At 60.5% G+C, this 12,881-nt stretch carries 12 protein-coding genes; 1 reads left to right on the top strand and 11 read right to left on the bottom strand.

Features of this window, described 5'->3' with window-relative positions; translation table 11 throughout:
• From ACR0NJ_RS19295 to ACR0NJ_RS19270, 6 genes are all read right to left on the bottom strand, one after another.
• Positions 1–1,185 (bottom strand): cytochrome-c peroxidase, encoded by a 1,185-nt coding sequence (locus ACR0NJ_RS19295; RefSeq protein ID WP_480818724.1) that lies wholly within the window; start codon positions 1,183–1,185, stop codon positions 1–3.
• A gap of 11 nt (positions 1,186–1,196) precedes the next feature.
• Positions 1,197–2,303: a cytochrome-c peroxidase gene (locus ACR0NJ_RS19290; protein WP_480818723.1), complete on the bottom strand. Its 1,107-nt coding sequence runs from the start codon at positions 2,301–2,303 to the stop codon at positions 1,197–1,199.
• Between the two features lie 464 nt (positions 2,304–2,767).
• Positions 2,768–3,586, bottom strand: coding sequence for a hypothetical protein (locus ACR0NJ_RS19285; RefSeq protein ID WP_480818722.1), 819 nt, complete (start codon positions 3,584–3,586; stop codon positions 2,768–2,770).
• A gap of 68 nt (positions 3,587–3,654) precedes the next feature.
• Positions 3,655–5,319: a sulfatase-like hydrolase/transferase gene (locus ACR0NJ_RS19280; RefSeq protein ID WP_480818721.1), complete on the bottom strand. Its 1,665-nt coding sequence runs from the start codon at positions 5,317–5,319 to the stop codon at positions 3,655–3,657.
• On the bottom strand, positions 5,316–6,548 hold the full coding sequence (locus ACR0NJ_RS19275; RefSeq protein ID WP_480818720.1) for a DUF3179 domain-containing (seleno)protein: 1,233 nt from the start codon (positions 6,546–6,548) through the stop codon (positions 5,316–5,318). The genes ACR0NJ_RS19280 and ACR0NJ_RS19275 overlap by 4 nt, the downstream gene beginning before the upstream one ends.
• Before the next feature lie 24 nt (positions 6,549–6,572).
• Positions 6,573–6,800, bottom strand: a complete 228-nt coding sequence (locus tag ACR0NJ_RS19270; RefSeq protein ID WP_480818719.1) for a hypothetical protein — start codon at positions 6,798–6,800, stop codon at positions 6,573–6,575.
• Between the two features lie 174 nt (positions 6,801–6,974).
• On the opposite strand from ACR0NJ_RS19270, the gene ACR0NJ_RS19265 reads away from it, so the two are divergent.
• On the top strand, positions 6,975–8,333 hold the full coding sequence (locus ACR0NJ_RS19265; protein WP_480818718.1) for a tetratricopeptide repeat protein: 1,359 nt from the start codon (positions 6,975–6,977) through the stop codon (positions 8,331–8,333).
• A gap of 57 nt (positions 8,334–8,390) precedes the next feature.
• On the opposite strand, the gene ACR0NJ_RS19260 is transcribed toward ACR0NJ_RS19265, so the two are convergent.
• From ACR0NJ_RS19260 to ACR0NJ_RS19240, 5 genes are all read right to left on the bottom strand, one after another.
• Positions 8,391–9,536, bottom strand: a complete 1,146-nt coding sequence (locus ACR0NJ_RS19260) for an ABC transporter permease (protein ID WP_480818717.1) — start codon at positions 9,534–9,536, stop codon at positions 8,391–8,393.
• A complete protein-coding gene (locus ACR0NJ_RS19255; protein WP_480818716.1) occupies positions 9,533–10,459 on the bottom strand; it encodes an ABC transporter ATP-binding protein in 927 nt (308 codons plus the stop codon). The genes ACR0NJ_RS19260 and ACR0NJ_RS19255 overlap by 4 nt, the downstream gene beginning before the upstream one ends.
• Positions 10,456–11,415, bottom strand: coding sequence for an HlyD family secretion protein (locus ACR0NJ_RS19250; protein WP_480818715.1), 960 nt, complete (start codon positions 11,413–11,415; stop codon positions 10,456–10,458). The genes ACR0NJ_RS19255 and ACR0NJ_RS19250 overlap by 4 nt, the downstream gene beginning before the upstream one ends.
• Before the next feature lie 113 nt (positions 11,416–11,528).
• Positions 11,529–12,419 carry a haloalkane dehalogenase gene (locus ACR0NJ_RS19245; RefSeq protein ID WP_480818714.1) on the bottom strand — a complete coding sequence of 297 codons (891 nt, stop codon included), beginning with the start codon at positions 12,417–12,419 and terminating at the stop codon, positions 11,529–11,531.
• Between the two features lie 78 nt (positions 12,420–12,497).
• Positions 12,498–12,881: hypothetical protein (locus tag ACR0NJ_RS19240; protein ID WP_480818713.1), on the bottom strand; the 384-nt coding region annotated here is incomplete at its 5' end.

Raw genomic sequence — 12,881 nt, 5'->3', positions numbered from 1 at the left:
TTACTCCTCTGCTGCCGCGGGAAGCGGCTGGTAATCCGGCAGATCAGGTTCTTCGACCAGAATCTCGTCACCGGACAGGGATTTCAGGAAGGCCACCAGATCCGCCTTTTCCTGATCATTCAGGCCAAGCGGCTGGATCAGTGGGGATTTGGTTGCTGCGAATTCATTCTCGCCGCCGCCCTGATTGTAGAATTCGACCACATCCTCGAGCGTCTCCAGCATGCCGTTATGCATGTAGGGTTCGGTGTAGAGGGTGTAGCGCAACGAAGGCGTGCGGAACTTGCCCAGATCGGCCTTTTCCTTGGTGCGGAAATAGAAGCCGGGGTCGTCCTTGGTGTGGCGATAGAAATCCTCGGTCGAGCCTTTGGAATAAAGCTCGTACCGGAAGGTGATCTGCGCCAGACCGTCATCTTCCCAGCCACTATAGGGCGGAACGCCGGTGTTGTAGTATTTCTCATCCGACAGCAGCGCGCCGTTGTGGCATTCGGAACATTGCGCCTTGCCGGTGAACAGCTCCAGCCCGCGTTTCTGTTCGTCGCTCAGCGCCGCATCATCCCCACGCAGGTAGTTGTCGAAGGGCGTGTCGGTCTGAACGATGGTCCGTTCAAACGCAGCGATGGCCCGCCATGCGTTGCCGATGCGCGGCCACTGATCGCCGAAGACATCGTTAAAGCGTTCGACATATTCGGGAACGAAGGCCAGTCGCGCCTCCATCATGTCGGATTCGCCGTTGCCGGCAACCGCACCGCTTGCGGCGGATTTGGCCTGACTTTCAAGGCTTTTCGATGAGCCTGCCCAGAACAGTTTGCCGTAATAGGCCGAGTTCACAACCGTCTGGCTGTTGCGCCAGTGGGTCGTGCCGGGATAGCCGAACGAAATCGGTGCCTCGACGTCCCAGCCCACATCGGGCAGGTGACAGGCCGAACAGGGCGTCGTTTCATTCCCGCCCAGACGCGGATCGAAGAACAGCATCTTGCCCAGTTCGATTTTGGCCTCGGTCTGCGGGTTGTCCAGCGGGATGGGCGGCTCGCCCAGCGCCACCAGCGGCGCATCGGGGTCGGGGTCTGCCCCGCCGATACCGGCCTCAATTTCCATACTGTCCGCAGCAAACGCTTGCGAACCGATGGCGGCAAACAAGGCAGCGGTGGCGATTGTGCCTGAAAGGTAAGACTTAAGGTCTTTCATGGGTCCACTCCTCAGTTTGTCGTTTCGCGCCAGTTCTCGATCGGCGCATAGTCCGTATCGATTTCCTCGGCGACGAAGTCAGGACCGGTCAGCAGCTCGCCGGACAGTGCCTTCAGGAAGGCCACCAGCTGTGCTTGTTCGGTCTCGGAAAGGCCAAGCGGCTTGATGCGCGGATCCTTGTTTTCGTCATCACCGCCACCGGCGTTGTAGAAGGACACCACGTCTTCGAGCGTTTCCATCGTGCCGTTGTGCATATACGGCGCCGTATAGGTCAGCTCGCGCAACGTGGGGGTCATGAAGGTGCCGAAGGTGTCGGCGGTGTGGGTGCGGATATAGGCACCGGGATCAGCACGCAGGTTCATGTAATTCTCGACGCCGAGGAACTTCATCATCGTCACGAAGGTGATGTGCCGTGTCGGTTCCGCCCAGATATCGGGGTTGTCGCCAACGCCGATATTGTGCGGCAGGTCATCGGTGAACCGCTCACCCGAATGGCAGGAGTTACAGCCGCTGGCATTGAACAGCTCGTACCCTGCCTTGGCCTCGTCCGACATCTCGCCTGAATCAAACGGTGCCCCGCGCGATATCAGGGTTTTCAGATATTCCGGGATCGCATTACGCACGCCGCCATTCGACGGCTCGCCAAATCCGGCGGCTTCGAACATCTCGACATAGACCGGGTCCTGCTTGATGCGTTCCTGCATCATCCGCATGTCCATGTTCATGGAATAGGTCTCGGTGATGCTTTCGCGGGTCACGTCGTTGAGGTTGGTGCCTATGCGCCCGTCATGGAACCACGCGTTGCGCTTGGCGCTGTTGATCAGCGTCGGCACGTTGCGGAAATGCAGGTTGCCCGTATAGGCATCCGACAGGGCCTGCCCGTCGGTAAACCCGTTTTCCGGCTGGTGGCAGCTGGCGCAGGCCAGCTCTCCGTCGCCCGACAGTCGCGGATCAAAGAAAAGTCGTTTGCCAAGTGCCGCCTTGGCAGGGTCGAACTCAATGGCTTCTACCGGGCCCGGCTGCTCTGCCTGGGCCTGGTGAACCGGGTAAGCGGCACCCATCGTCAGCAACGAAACTGTCGACAGCGCCGAGAACCATGTTCTGGCTTTGGTTGTCATTTAAAAGCCCCTTTTTCGCTAGTCCGGTCTTCTCGGCATGGCCGGGGACCGGCATGGCGGACCATAGGGAGGGCCATGGGGCGGCGATTTGATCTGGATTAAAGTGCGCGGATTTAGCTGGGGTACGCGACAACCCGCCTCAGGCCAAGTCAGACGGATGCCGCATTTTGGGGCAACATGGGGCAAAACGCGCGCCAAAGCCCGTTGCCTTATGATCGTAACCCCTGCTCAGATCAGAACCCCAGGGCCCGTATCCCACAGGAATCACCCGAAAACCGTGCATGACATCCCGGTGCGATTCGAACCGAAAGAGCAGCCGCCAGTTGGCCGAACCACCCACCTTTCCGGGCGTGGTTCCGCGAAATGACATCCCCACTTGGTGAGAAGGTGGATGGGTCGGGGCAGCAGCGGGTATCAGCTCCGATCCTTGGCCGTCAGATCGGTCGCAGATAAGGGGTTACACGCTAGTTGAAGAATATCTTCAGTCCAAAATACGGCCCGTGCTGCGTGACATCATAGGCAAACTCGCCGGTGCTCAGCGTGTCGCTGTAATCGACGCTGAAAAACCGGTAGCCGAAGGTAAGCGCGGTTCTGTCCCAGGGCTGATAGTCGAAGCCGATATTCGCGCCGATCTGCAGGTCATTGCCCCCGGCTCCAAAACCGCCGAGGTCCACCGAGGCGATGGTTGTCCAGCGCTCGTTCAGCCGCCACATGCCGCGGGCGCCGACGACCGGCTCGATCCAGCCCTCGTCGCCGCCCAGCGTGGGTGGGGTCGTCGGGCCCGGGGTGGTGAACTTGATCTCTTGCCGGATCGAGTTGTAGCGGATGCCCCCCTGAAGATCGACGCTGTAGCGCTGGTTCCCGGTGCCGTAGGTTCCGTTCGCGACGCGGTAGGCCCCCATGACCGCGAACCATTTCTGGCGCACATCTATATCCACGGCCGAGCTGCGGGGACCGGGCAGGGTCGTATCCTCTCCGATGCCCACGTAGTTGGCATCGACGATGATCCCCAGATCCCCGTTCCATGCCTCGAACCGCCCGGCGGCGGCGAAATCGAGGACGTTCAGCACATCGCCGAGATCAAGGTCCAGATCGGCTGAAACGCCCGCCACGGTCGATGTGCCCGTGGTTCTGAGCGGCGTGAACAGATAAAGGCCAAAGCTTTGCCGCCAACCGTCATCCGCCTGCCCCGGCGCGGGCAGCGATTGGGCTGACGCGCCGCAGGCCAGCAGGCAGGACAGGGCAATGGTGCCTGCGGCGCAGGGGGCTGATCTTAGGGCCATGTGTCAATCTCCTTGCGTGTGGTCCGGCGAAATCCGGTTATCGGGGGTGCCGACGCGGCGTGCTGCGGTCATTTGCTGACCGAGGATTGCTTGAGCAGGAAGGCCTCGACAGCGGCCTCGGTTTCCGGGCGCAGGTTTTCGATGCCTTCATAGGGAACGCCGCGCGCAGGTTCGGTATCGGGGTATTTTTCCTTGCGCTTCAGGTGACGCCCGAGAATGCGCACGAATTCCTGACCGCCCCAGGCCCCGACCTCGGTAGAGACCGGGTATTTTTCATGCGTGTCGCGGTAAACATCGAAGAAATCCGCAAGGATCGCGCTTTCACCGGAGCCTGGAATGCGCAGCTTGAGCTGATCCTTGATGATCGCCCGGGGGGTGTGGACGGAATAAACGATCAGGTGATCCCGCCGCCCTTTTGTTTCACCCAAAAGCAGCAGCGCTGACTGATCGACGCCATCGACCAGTCTGTCCCGGGGGATACCGGCCTCGGCCCCGGCAAAGCGGGCCAGCGTTGTATACAGGTCGGACACGTGGACGATATCGCCGACGATGCCGTCGGCTTCGATCATTCCGGGCCAGCGGATGAAACTGTCGACCCGGATACCGCCCTCGGACACGTCACCCTTGCCGCCCGCGAACACCATCGGTGTGAAACCCGATTGCGGCGAGTATTTGGTAAAGTGGCCATTGTCGCCCATGACGATGACGATGGTGTTTTCGGTCAGGCCAAGCGCGTCCATTTCGTTGAAGATGTCACCCAGCCAGCTATCGAGCAGTTGCATCTTGTCGACATAAAGCCCGCCGTTTGGCGATTGCGGCCCGCCCCGGCCCGCGCGGGTATTGTCCAGCGGGATCAGGGGCCAGTATTGCAGGAAAAAGGGTTTGTCCCCGCCCGCCAGTTCCCGCAGTTTTTCAAGCGTCTGATCCTGATAGCGCTTGTTCATGTCGTCATATTTTTCGGCCGTCCACCGTTCGCCTGCGGTCATCTCGACCTCGCGCGCAGTGCCGCCCCGTTCGGCCTCCAGCCCGGTGACCATGGCGGCAGGGTCGGGGCGAAAGAAATCGTCCAGAATGAACCGGTCGTCGAAATCCGATATTCCGACCGAGACCTGTTCCTTGATCGCGTCATCATTGTAGATTGTCAGCTGGCCCTGCTGATGCACCGGGAAACCTGCCCAGTCGAACCCCTGATTGTGGGGCCAGGCCTCGGGGATGTCGCCCATGTGCCATTTGCCGACGTGGGCGGTTGCATAGCCCGCGTCCGACAGGACCTCGGCCAGTGTCACCTCATCCGCTGGCAATCCGAACCCTGCGATGTCGACGGTGGTGTCGCCCATGCCCATACGCACCGGCAGCCGCCCGGTCATCATCGCAACCCGCGTGGGGGTGCAGGAGGGCTCGGTATACATGCGCACCATCCGCATCGCCTCGTCGGAAAAGGCGTTTATGTGCGGGGTCGAATACCCACGCACGGCATTCAGTTCCGGTATCCCCAGATCGCCAAAGCCGATATCGTCGATCAGGATATTGAGGATGTTGGGCGGCTTGCCCCCGTTCGAGCGGCGGAAGGCGTCGAGCAGCTGGTCGACCTCGGCATTGTCCGCCGCCCATTGGTCGGCGTTCTGGGCCTCGAGAATATAATACTCGGCATCATGGATGATGGGACTTTCCTGAGCGGTCGCGGACGTAACCGCAAGACACATGAGCGCCGACAGGCCAGACAGGTTTTTCATTTCGGAGCTCCTTGTTGGGTCGGTTCCGTTGCGGGATCGGGATCGGTTTTGCGGTTGATATCGGTGCCGGGAAAGAACTCGACCCAGACATGCCAGAACATCCCCGATCGCAGGGTTTCAACGCGGCTGAGCGTTCCGCAATCTGCATGGCCGAAAAAGTCAATTTCCCTAACGGGCGCGCCGCTGTCATTGTACCAGACGCCGACGCTTTCATAGGCCGGGTCGTAAGATACCACGACATCACGGCCGCCGACCGTGGCGTTGATCAGCCCGTGGTTTTCGGCAATGAAATCATCGGTCCAGCACACCGCGTCGTCGCCCACGGTTACACCCCAGACATAGGTCTTGTTCGGCAACCGGTCATCGCTGTGGCTCATGTTGTCCATCACCGGCGCGGCCTCTTGATGCTGTTTGGCGATGCCCGAGGAGAATACGGTTTCGGTGAACGTATCGAACAGTCTGAGCAACGGGTTCGAAGACGGTTTGTTCAGAAAAACCTCGCCATTCGGATAGGCCTTCTGAAACCCGCGAAAGCTCATCCGGAAGGTTGGCCAGGGCTGCATTGCGGATTGTTTCGAGGCATCGCTGTCGAAATGGCCATAGATCTGCTGGATCGGCTCTCCGGTGGTGTTGTCGCGCAGGATCAGGTTGTTGCCGTGCTGGGCCATCACTTCCAGGTCCAGCCGCTTGCCGTCGATCACCGGTTTGTAGGCCAGGCCCAGATTGGCCATGGCGCAATAGGTCATCACGATGTCGTCGCCACCCAGCCCCTGGGCATCCCCGGCCAGATGCGGCCGCATCAGCTGCGCGTCCGAATGTGCCCGTGCATGGCCGTTGTTTTCGATCACCAAAACGCTGGCAGAGGGGTTGATGAAATTCCGCGCCTCAGAGATCGGATAATAGCGCGCGCTGTTTTGCTGGTTGCGCAATCCCACATGAACCCAGACCCAGGGGAACACGAACAGGAAGATGATCAGCAGGGTCACCGCAGGCACGCCAAGGAAAAACAGCCAGCCGGGGCCGCCGCCCATCCAGTGACCGATCAGCAGCAAGACCAACCCGCCGAGACCGGCGGCGAGATAGGTGTTTTCATTGCGGATGAAGCGGATCATGTTGTTCCGCTTGACCTTCAGGACCATCTGGCTGACATCGCCGAGATCACGAAAATACATGAACCCGATGGTCATCGACAGGATCAGCCCGGCATAAAACAGAAGATTGGCCAGCATTGAGATCGCCTTTTCGTATCGTGGTCAGAGTTCGGAGGGCGTCGGCTTTGACGCCAGATAAAGCCGGATTTCGCTTTCAAGCCCCCGAAGGCTGTCGTGCAAATCCGGGTAGGTCGGGGCGCTGGCATCGCAGGGCAGCAGCGCGGCCAGTTTCTCGTAATCGGTACAGATCTGGGCAAACACCGTGTCCGAGCTGCGCAGGCGTCCGATTTCATTTGCCTGATCCGGAAACAACATCGACAACGCATCCATATCGCACCCCTGATGGGGAATTCCTGACAAGGCCCCGGTGGCGGGGCATTTTCCCCCTCCTTTCCGGTTCAGTATCGCTGAAAGCCTCTTACATATTCAGGTATCTTAACGTATGTTACGACGTAACACGTTATTTATCAGGGGTTTAGGGCCCGCCGGAAAGCTGCCAAAGCGATGTCGTCACCACATCCAGATTCTGAAACAGACCCCGGTCCGCGCCGGAAAGACCCGCCGGATTCCGAGATTCGGCAGGCCTTGCAGGCCGTTCTGGACAGCCCGGAATTCGACGGGGCCGAGCGGCTGCAGTCCTTTCTGCGCTATGTGGTCGAAAAGCTGTTGGCGGGCCAATCCGGGGACATTCGCGCCAAGTCCATTGCCGAGGATGTGTACGGCATTTCACTGAACGCGGGTGGGGACCCGATGGCCGTCGTGCGTGTCGATGCCGGGCGTATGCGCCGAAGACTGGCCAATTACTATTCGAACTCGGGCAAAAATCAGTGCCTGCGTATCCACATCGACCCCGGCGGATACGTGCCCCGGTTCGAGGTGCTGCAGTCTGAACAGAGCCAGGTTCCGACCCGCCCCCCTCGGCCGCGTTGGAATTTGGCCGCCGCAGTTTTGGCGGCGCTGGCACTTGTCGCAGGAAGCGTGTTCTATTTCAGAACGTCGCCACCCCCCCAAAACGCCGCAGCGCCCTCCGAAGACCGCAGACAGCAACAAGCTGTCCGAGAAGCGCTGTTTTCCACCAACCCAACCAAATTGCAGGCGGTCAATCTGGTGAGCGAAGCGCGCCCGCTGATGTTTCCGGCCCTTGATCGTGAACGGCTTCAGGCTGTCAGCGGTATGTTCGAGCGGGCGATTGCGTTGGATGACACGTATTTCGGCGGCTATGCGGGCGCGGCGCAGGCGTTGGGCATTCTGGCGATCACCTCTCCGCCCGGTGACGAAAAGCGCGCTTTGCTGGACCGCGCCAGATCACATGCCAACACGGCGCTGGAACTGGCGTCGGACCAGGGGTGGAGCCACTCGGCGCTTGCCATGGTGTCCTTTGCCAGCCGTGATTTCGACGCGGCGCTCGATCAGTCTGCGCGCGCGGCCAGCCTGGCACCGGACGATATCCACGTCACGAATTTCGACGCTTTGATTGCATTGTTCAGCGGCGATTTCGAGCGCGCCATCGCATCGGCCCGCCGCGCGCAGGACAGCGACACCACCGACCGAAGGTTCCCTTATCGCAGCGTATTGGCATCGGCCAGCTATCACCTGCAGGATTTTCAGGGGTCCGTGGACCAGTTCAACGAGGCGATCAGGCTGGGGGACCCGGTCAGCGCGATCTCGATCGGCTATCTTGCCGCCAGCTATCAACGGTTGGGCGAACTCGAACAGGCCCGCGCGACGGTTCTGCTTTTGGACGAAGCCTGGCCGGGCTACCCTCTGGCCGCTTTGTTCCGGACCCTGTTTGCCGACACATCCCATGCCGAGCAGATCATAACAGCACTCGACGCCATTGAGCCTTCGCAAGGTGAGAAGTGATTTCTTTTTGGGCGCGGGGCCGCTTCGCCCTGTCCACTTGGTGTGAAGCCGCGCCACTTACCCCAACCGTTTCTTGAACCTCAGGGTAGCCGCCAACAATCCGAAAACGGCAAACCCGATCATCCATAAGATTTCCCACCGCAATTCATACAGCGACGCGTCACGCAGGACCACGCCGCGGATCATGTCCATGAAATGGGTCGCCGGCAGGACCTGAGCAATCATCTGGACCGGTTGCGGCATGCCGTCGAAGGGGAACATGAAGCCCGACATCAGGATCGAGGGCAGCAGGACAAAGATGGTCATCTGCATCGACTGAAGCTGGTTCTGCGCAAGCGTGGAAATCACCAGCCCCAGCGACAGGCTGGCGATGATGAACAGCAACGTCACAACCAGCAAAGTACCCAGCCCGCCGTTTATCGGGACATCGAACAGCACGTGCCCGAGGCCGAGGATGATTGCGACCTGTATCAGACCCAGAAAGATATAGGGGATGATCTTGCCGATCATCAGTTCGATCGATTTGATCGGGGTGTTGATCAGCATCTCCATGTTGCCCCGCTCGCGTTCGCGGACGATGGCGGCCGAGGTGAACAGGATCATTGTCATGGTCAGGATCACACCGACAAGACCCGGCACGATATTGACCGCCGACCGCTGCTCGGGGTTGAAATAAAGCGTCACCTCAAACGTGGGCACTTGCCGGTTTGGTGGCTGTCTCAGCAGTTCTGTCAAAGGCATCGTGCGCAGGGACTTGATCGCGCTGGCGACCATCGTGTCCGAGCCATCGACGATCCAATGGGCAACCGGTCGGCTGCTGGTCTGGTCGGTTGCGTTGGGCAGGCCCAGCCCGACCGACGGGCTGCGGGCAAGGCGCTGGCTGACATCCGGCGGAATGATCAGCGCGGCGCGCACGCGGGATTCGGTGATCGCGCGTTCGGCCTCTTGCGGGGTGGTCAGCTGTTCGGTGACGGTAACGACCTGCGTGGCCTGAACGATCTGCGCCAATGTGCGGGACAGTTCCGTTCCGGACTGATCCACCACCGCCACGGGCACATGGCGCAGGTTGGTGTTGATCGCATAACCAAACAGCAGCAATTGGATCAGCGGGATCATGATGACCATGGCAAAGGTCATCCGGTCCCGCCGCAGTTGCAGCAGTTCTTTCTTCAGCACAGCGGCGATACGACGAGGAGAGATCACTGTTCCGGCCCCCGTGTGGCACTGACGAACACGTCTTCCAGATTTGGTCGCTGCGGGGTCAGCGACAGGTCGGCAAACGCAGCAAGCTGGCCGCGCAGCATATCCACCGGCTGAGGTTCGGATTTGTCCACCAGCACGCGCAGCCGCGACCCGACCTGCGCCGTCGACAGGATCTTGGGCTGACCGTCCAACGCGTGTTTCACCTTTCTCAAGTCAGGCCCTTCAACCTCGACAACGTCGGCCTGCAGATCGTCCATCAACTGACGCGGAGAGCCATCGGCCTTTTTCACCCCGTGCTGCAGGATGGCCAGCCGGTGACAGCGCTCGGCCTCGTCCATGAAATGGGTCGACACGATCATCGTCGCGCCCTGATCGACCAGATCGAACAGTTGCTCCCAAAAGGTGCGGCGGGTTTCGGGATCAACGGCCGAGGTCGGCTCGTCCAGAAACAGCAGTTTCGGGCGATGCATGACGGTTGCGGCAAGGGCCAGTTTCTGTCGTTGTCCGCCGCTCATGCTGCCGCTGAGTTGATGGACATTCGTCGTCAGATCGTAGGTCCGCAGCAACTCGTCAATCCGATCCTTGGCCGACTTCACCGGAATGCCGTAAATCTCGGCCGCGAACCTCAGGTTTTCCAGCACGGTCAGGTCACGGTAATACGAGAAGATCTGGGTCATATACCCGATCTCATTCTTCAGCGGCTCTGCCGCTTCGGGCATCGATTGACCCAGAACCGAGATCGCCCCGCTGCTGGGGGTCAGCAACCCCGTCAGCATGCGCATGGTCGTGGTCTTGCCGCAGCCGTTGGGGCCGAGAAAGCCGTAGATTTGGCCGGTTCGGATTTCGAGGTCCAGATTGTTCACGGCAGTGTTGTCCCCGAACCGCCGGGTCAGACCTTTCGTCGAGACGACGACATCATTCATGGCATGGGGACCTGCACGGGCACTCCGGCGGGCAGGTCCGGGGATGCGGTGGGCAGGTCAATCTCGGCCAGATAGACAAGCCGGGTCCGGTCATCCTGATTCAACCCGTAGTAGGGCGTGAACGAGGCGTCATCGCTGATCCAGCGGATCACGCCGTCCAGCGGATCGGCCAGCCCGTCCACGCGCACGTCCAGCGTGTCGCCGGGTTTCAGATTGACGCGATGCGGCTCGGGCACGTAGACGCGCGCGTATGGCGTCTGGCCCGTGACCATCACGGCAACCGGGCTGCCGGATGTCACGCGTTCGCCCAAATTCCACGGCAGGGAATCCAACACGCCGTCGCGGGTGGCCGTGACCGTCAAATCGTCCAGCACGGTCTGTTCGGCGGCGACCGAGGCTTCTGCCGCCCGCACATTGGCCTCGGCAACCGCAAGGTCTTCGGGGCGTGTGCCGTTTTGTAGCTCTTTCAAGGACTCCTGAGCGCTGGCCAGTTCAGCGCGCGCGGAATCGCGCAGGGCCAGATCATTTGCCACTTGCGCCTCGGTCACGACCGAGTTTTCGACCAATCTGGCGTTTCGGTCATAGATGGCCTCGGCATCGGCAAGACGCGCAACAGCGCCTGCAACCTTGGCCTCGGCAATCGCAATCTCTTCCTCGCGCGGGCCCACCTGCAGTTTCAGTAGCGTGGCCTGCGCCTTTTCCAGTTCAGCCTGCGCCAGGGCCAGCTTTGCGCTTTGCAGGGTGGGGTCAAGCTGAACCAGCGTGTCGCCTGCCTTGACAACAGCGCCCTCGGCCACCGGCAAATCGACGACGATTTCGCTGGCCGTCGCGGTCAGAGCCACCCGGTCGCGCGCCAATACGCCCAAGGCGACGCTGGTATCGGGGCCAGAGCACCGGTCCAGAAAGGCGGGCAGGACAGCCGCCAGAATCAAGGGTATGGAGATCGTCAGATTCAACAGGTTTTCCCTCCGGTGCTTGGCCTTTGAACGCGTTGGGCGATCGTCAAAGCATAAAATCAGGAAATCCGATTTATGTATACGGTTCAGCCGCTAAACATGACAGGACAGGGTCACGCGGGCAGTCGCGTCAGCCAGTCCTCCAGCTTTTCTCCGATCAGATGGGGGTTATCTTCCTGCAGGAAATGGATGCCTTTGCCGATATCCACCACGTCGAGATTCTGGATGGTTTGGCGGCACCAATTGACCTCTTTTGGCCCGATGGTGCCTCCGGGCGTGGCGTGGAACATCAGCATCGGGGTTTGGGTTTCACCCAGCCAGCGGCTGTAGCCAGTGACGATGTCATGAACATCCGCTGGCGTTCCGTCGATCGGAATCTCGCAGGGCCAGACCCGAAGCGGCTTGCGGCTGCGCGCGGTGGGGTAGGGCGCGCGGTAGTGGTCCATCTCTGCCGGGGTCAGGTCGCGCAGAATGGCGCTTGGCAGGATCTTCTCGACGAACATGTTCAGGCCCGAGATCATCAGCCACCCCAGACCCGGCGTCCGCATCATGCGAAACCCGGTACGGAAGTCGGGCAGGAACCTGGCCCAGCTCATCGGGCGGATGATGCCCTCCATGAACGCGATGCCGCGGATGTTCTCAGGGTTGCGGTGGGCATAGTGAAACCCCAACGCCGAGCCCCAGTCATGGATGACGAGCGTCACGTTCCGCAGCCCCAGCGCCTGGATAAAGCCGTCCACGAAGGGGACGTGATCGACGAAACGATAGGGGATGTCCGGCTTGTCCGATTTGCCCATGCCGATCAGGTCCATCGCAATGGCGCGACCCTGCCGCGCGGCATAGGGGATGATGTTGCGCCACAGATAGCATGAGGTCGGATTGCCGTGCAGAAACAGAACCGGTGCGCCCTCGCCTTCATCGACATAGTGGATGCGCTGCCCGTTCACCTCGACATATTTCGAGTCAAACGGGAAGTCGGGTGAAATCCCCTGTTCGGTACTCATTGGGCCGCCCTTTCTGCGTTGCGAGTCTCTTCGATTAATCCCAGCGCCTCATCATACCATGCGGGCCGGAGGCTGATCTTAACCATGATACGCGAAATAGGCGCGGACAGGGGCGGTGAAGGTCAGGCCCATGCTGATGATCGCGATGATAAAGCCGATGACTGCGGTCGCCGGGATCGAGACCAGAAAATCAACGGCAATCGCGGCGCGGATACCGATCATGCTGCGCTTTAGGATCGACGCGACGATGCAGGCAAAGGTCAGCATATAGCCCAGCATCGTATAGAGCATCAGGTTGGCGGCTTGCGGGCCAGCCAGCTCTCCGACCTGCAGCCCGTAGAATTTGAAGGCGGCGAAGAAGCCAAAGGCCAGCAGAATTTTCAGCGCGTTCAGGATGAAGATCACGCGCAGCGTGACGGGTTTTGAAGCGCCGGGCGTCGGGTTGATGGCGGTCGTGTCAGG

The organism is Ruegeria sp. F11, from assembly GCF_056533855.1.
This window is presented reverse-complemented; position numbering and strand designations above follow the sequence as displayed.

Excerpts from the sequence above, each read along its gene's own strand:
- ACR0NJ_RS19295 (WP_480818724.1), bottom strand. The coding sequence starts at position 1,185 with ATGAAAGACCTTAAGTCTTACCTTTCAGGCACAATCGCCACCGCTGCC.
- ACR0NJ_RS19290 (WP_480818723.1), bottom strand. The coding sequence starts at position 2,303 with ATGACAACCAAAGCCAGAACATGGTTCTCGGCGCTGTCGACAGTTTCG.
- ACR0NJ_RS19285 (WP_480818722.1), bottom strand. The coding sequence starts at position 3,586 with ATGGCCCTAAGATCAGCCCCCTGCGCCGCAGGCACCATTGCCCTGTCC.
- ACR0NJ_RS19280 (WP_480818721.1), bottom strand. The coding sequence starts at position 5,319 with ATGAAAAACCTGTCTGGCCTGTCGGCGCTCATGTGTCTTGCGGTTACG.
- ACR0NJ_RS19275 (WP_480818720.1), bottom strand. The coding sequence starts at position 6,548 with ATGCTGGCCAATCTTCTGTTTTATGCCGGGCTGATCCTGTCGATGACC.
- ACR0NJ_RS19270 (WP_480818719.1), bottom strand. The coding sequence starts at position 6,800 with ATGGATGCGTTGTCGATGTTGTTTCCGGATCAGGCAAATGAAATCGGA.
- ACR0NJ_RS19265 (WP_480818718.1), top strand. The coding sequence starts at position 6,975 with ATGTCGTCACCACATCCAGATTCTGAAACAGACCCCGGTCCGCGCCGG.
- ACR0NJ_RS19255 (WP_480818716.1), bottom strand. The coding sequence starts at position 10,459 with ATGAATGATGTCGTCGTCTCGACGAAAGGTCTGACCCGGCGGTTCGGG.
- ACR0NJ_RS19245 (WP_480818714.1), bottom strand. The coding sequence starts at position 12,419 with ATGAGTACCGAACAGGGGATTTCACCCGACTTCCCGTTTGACTCGAAA.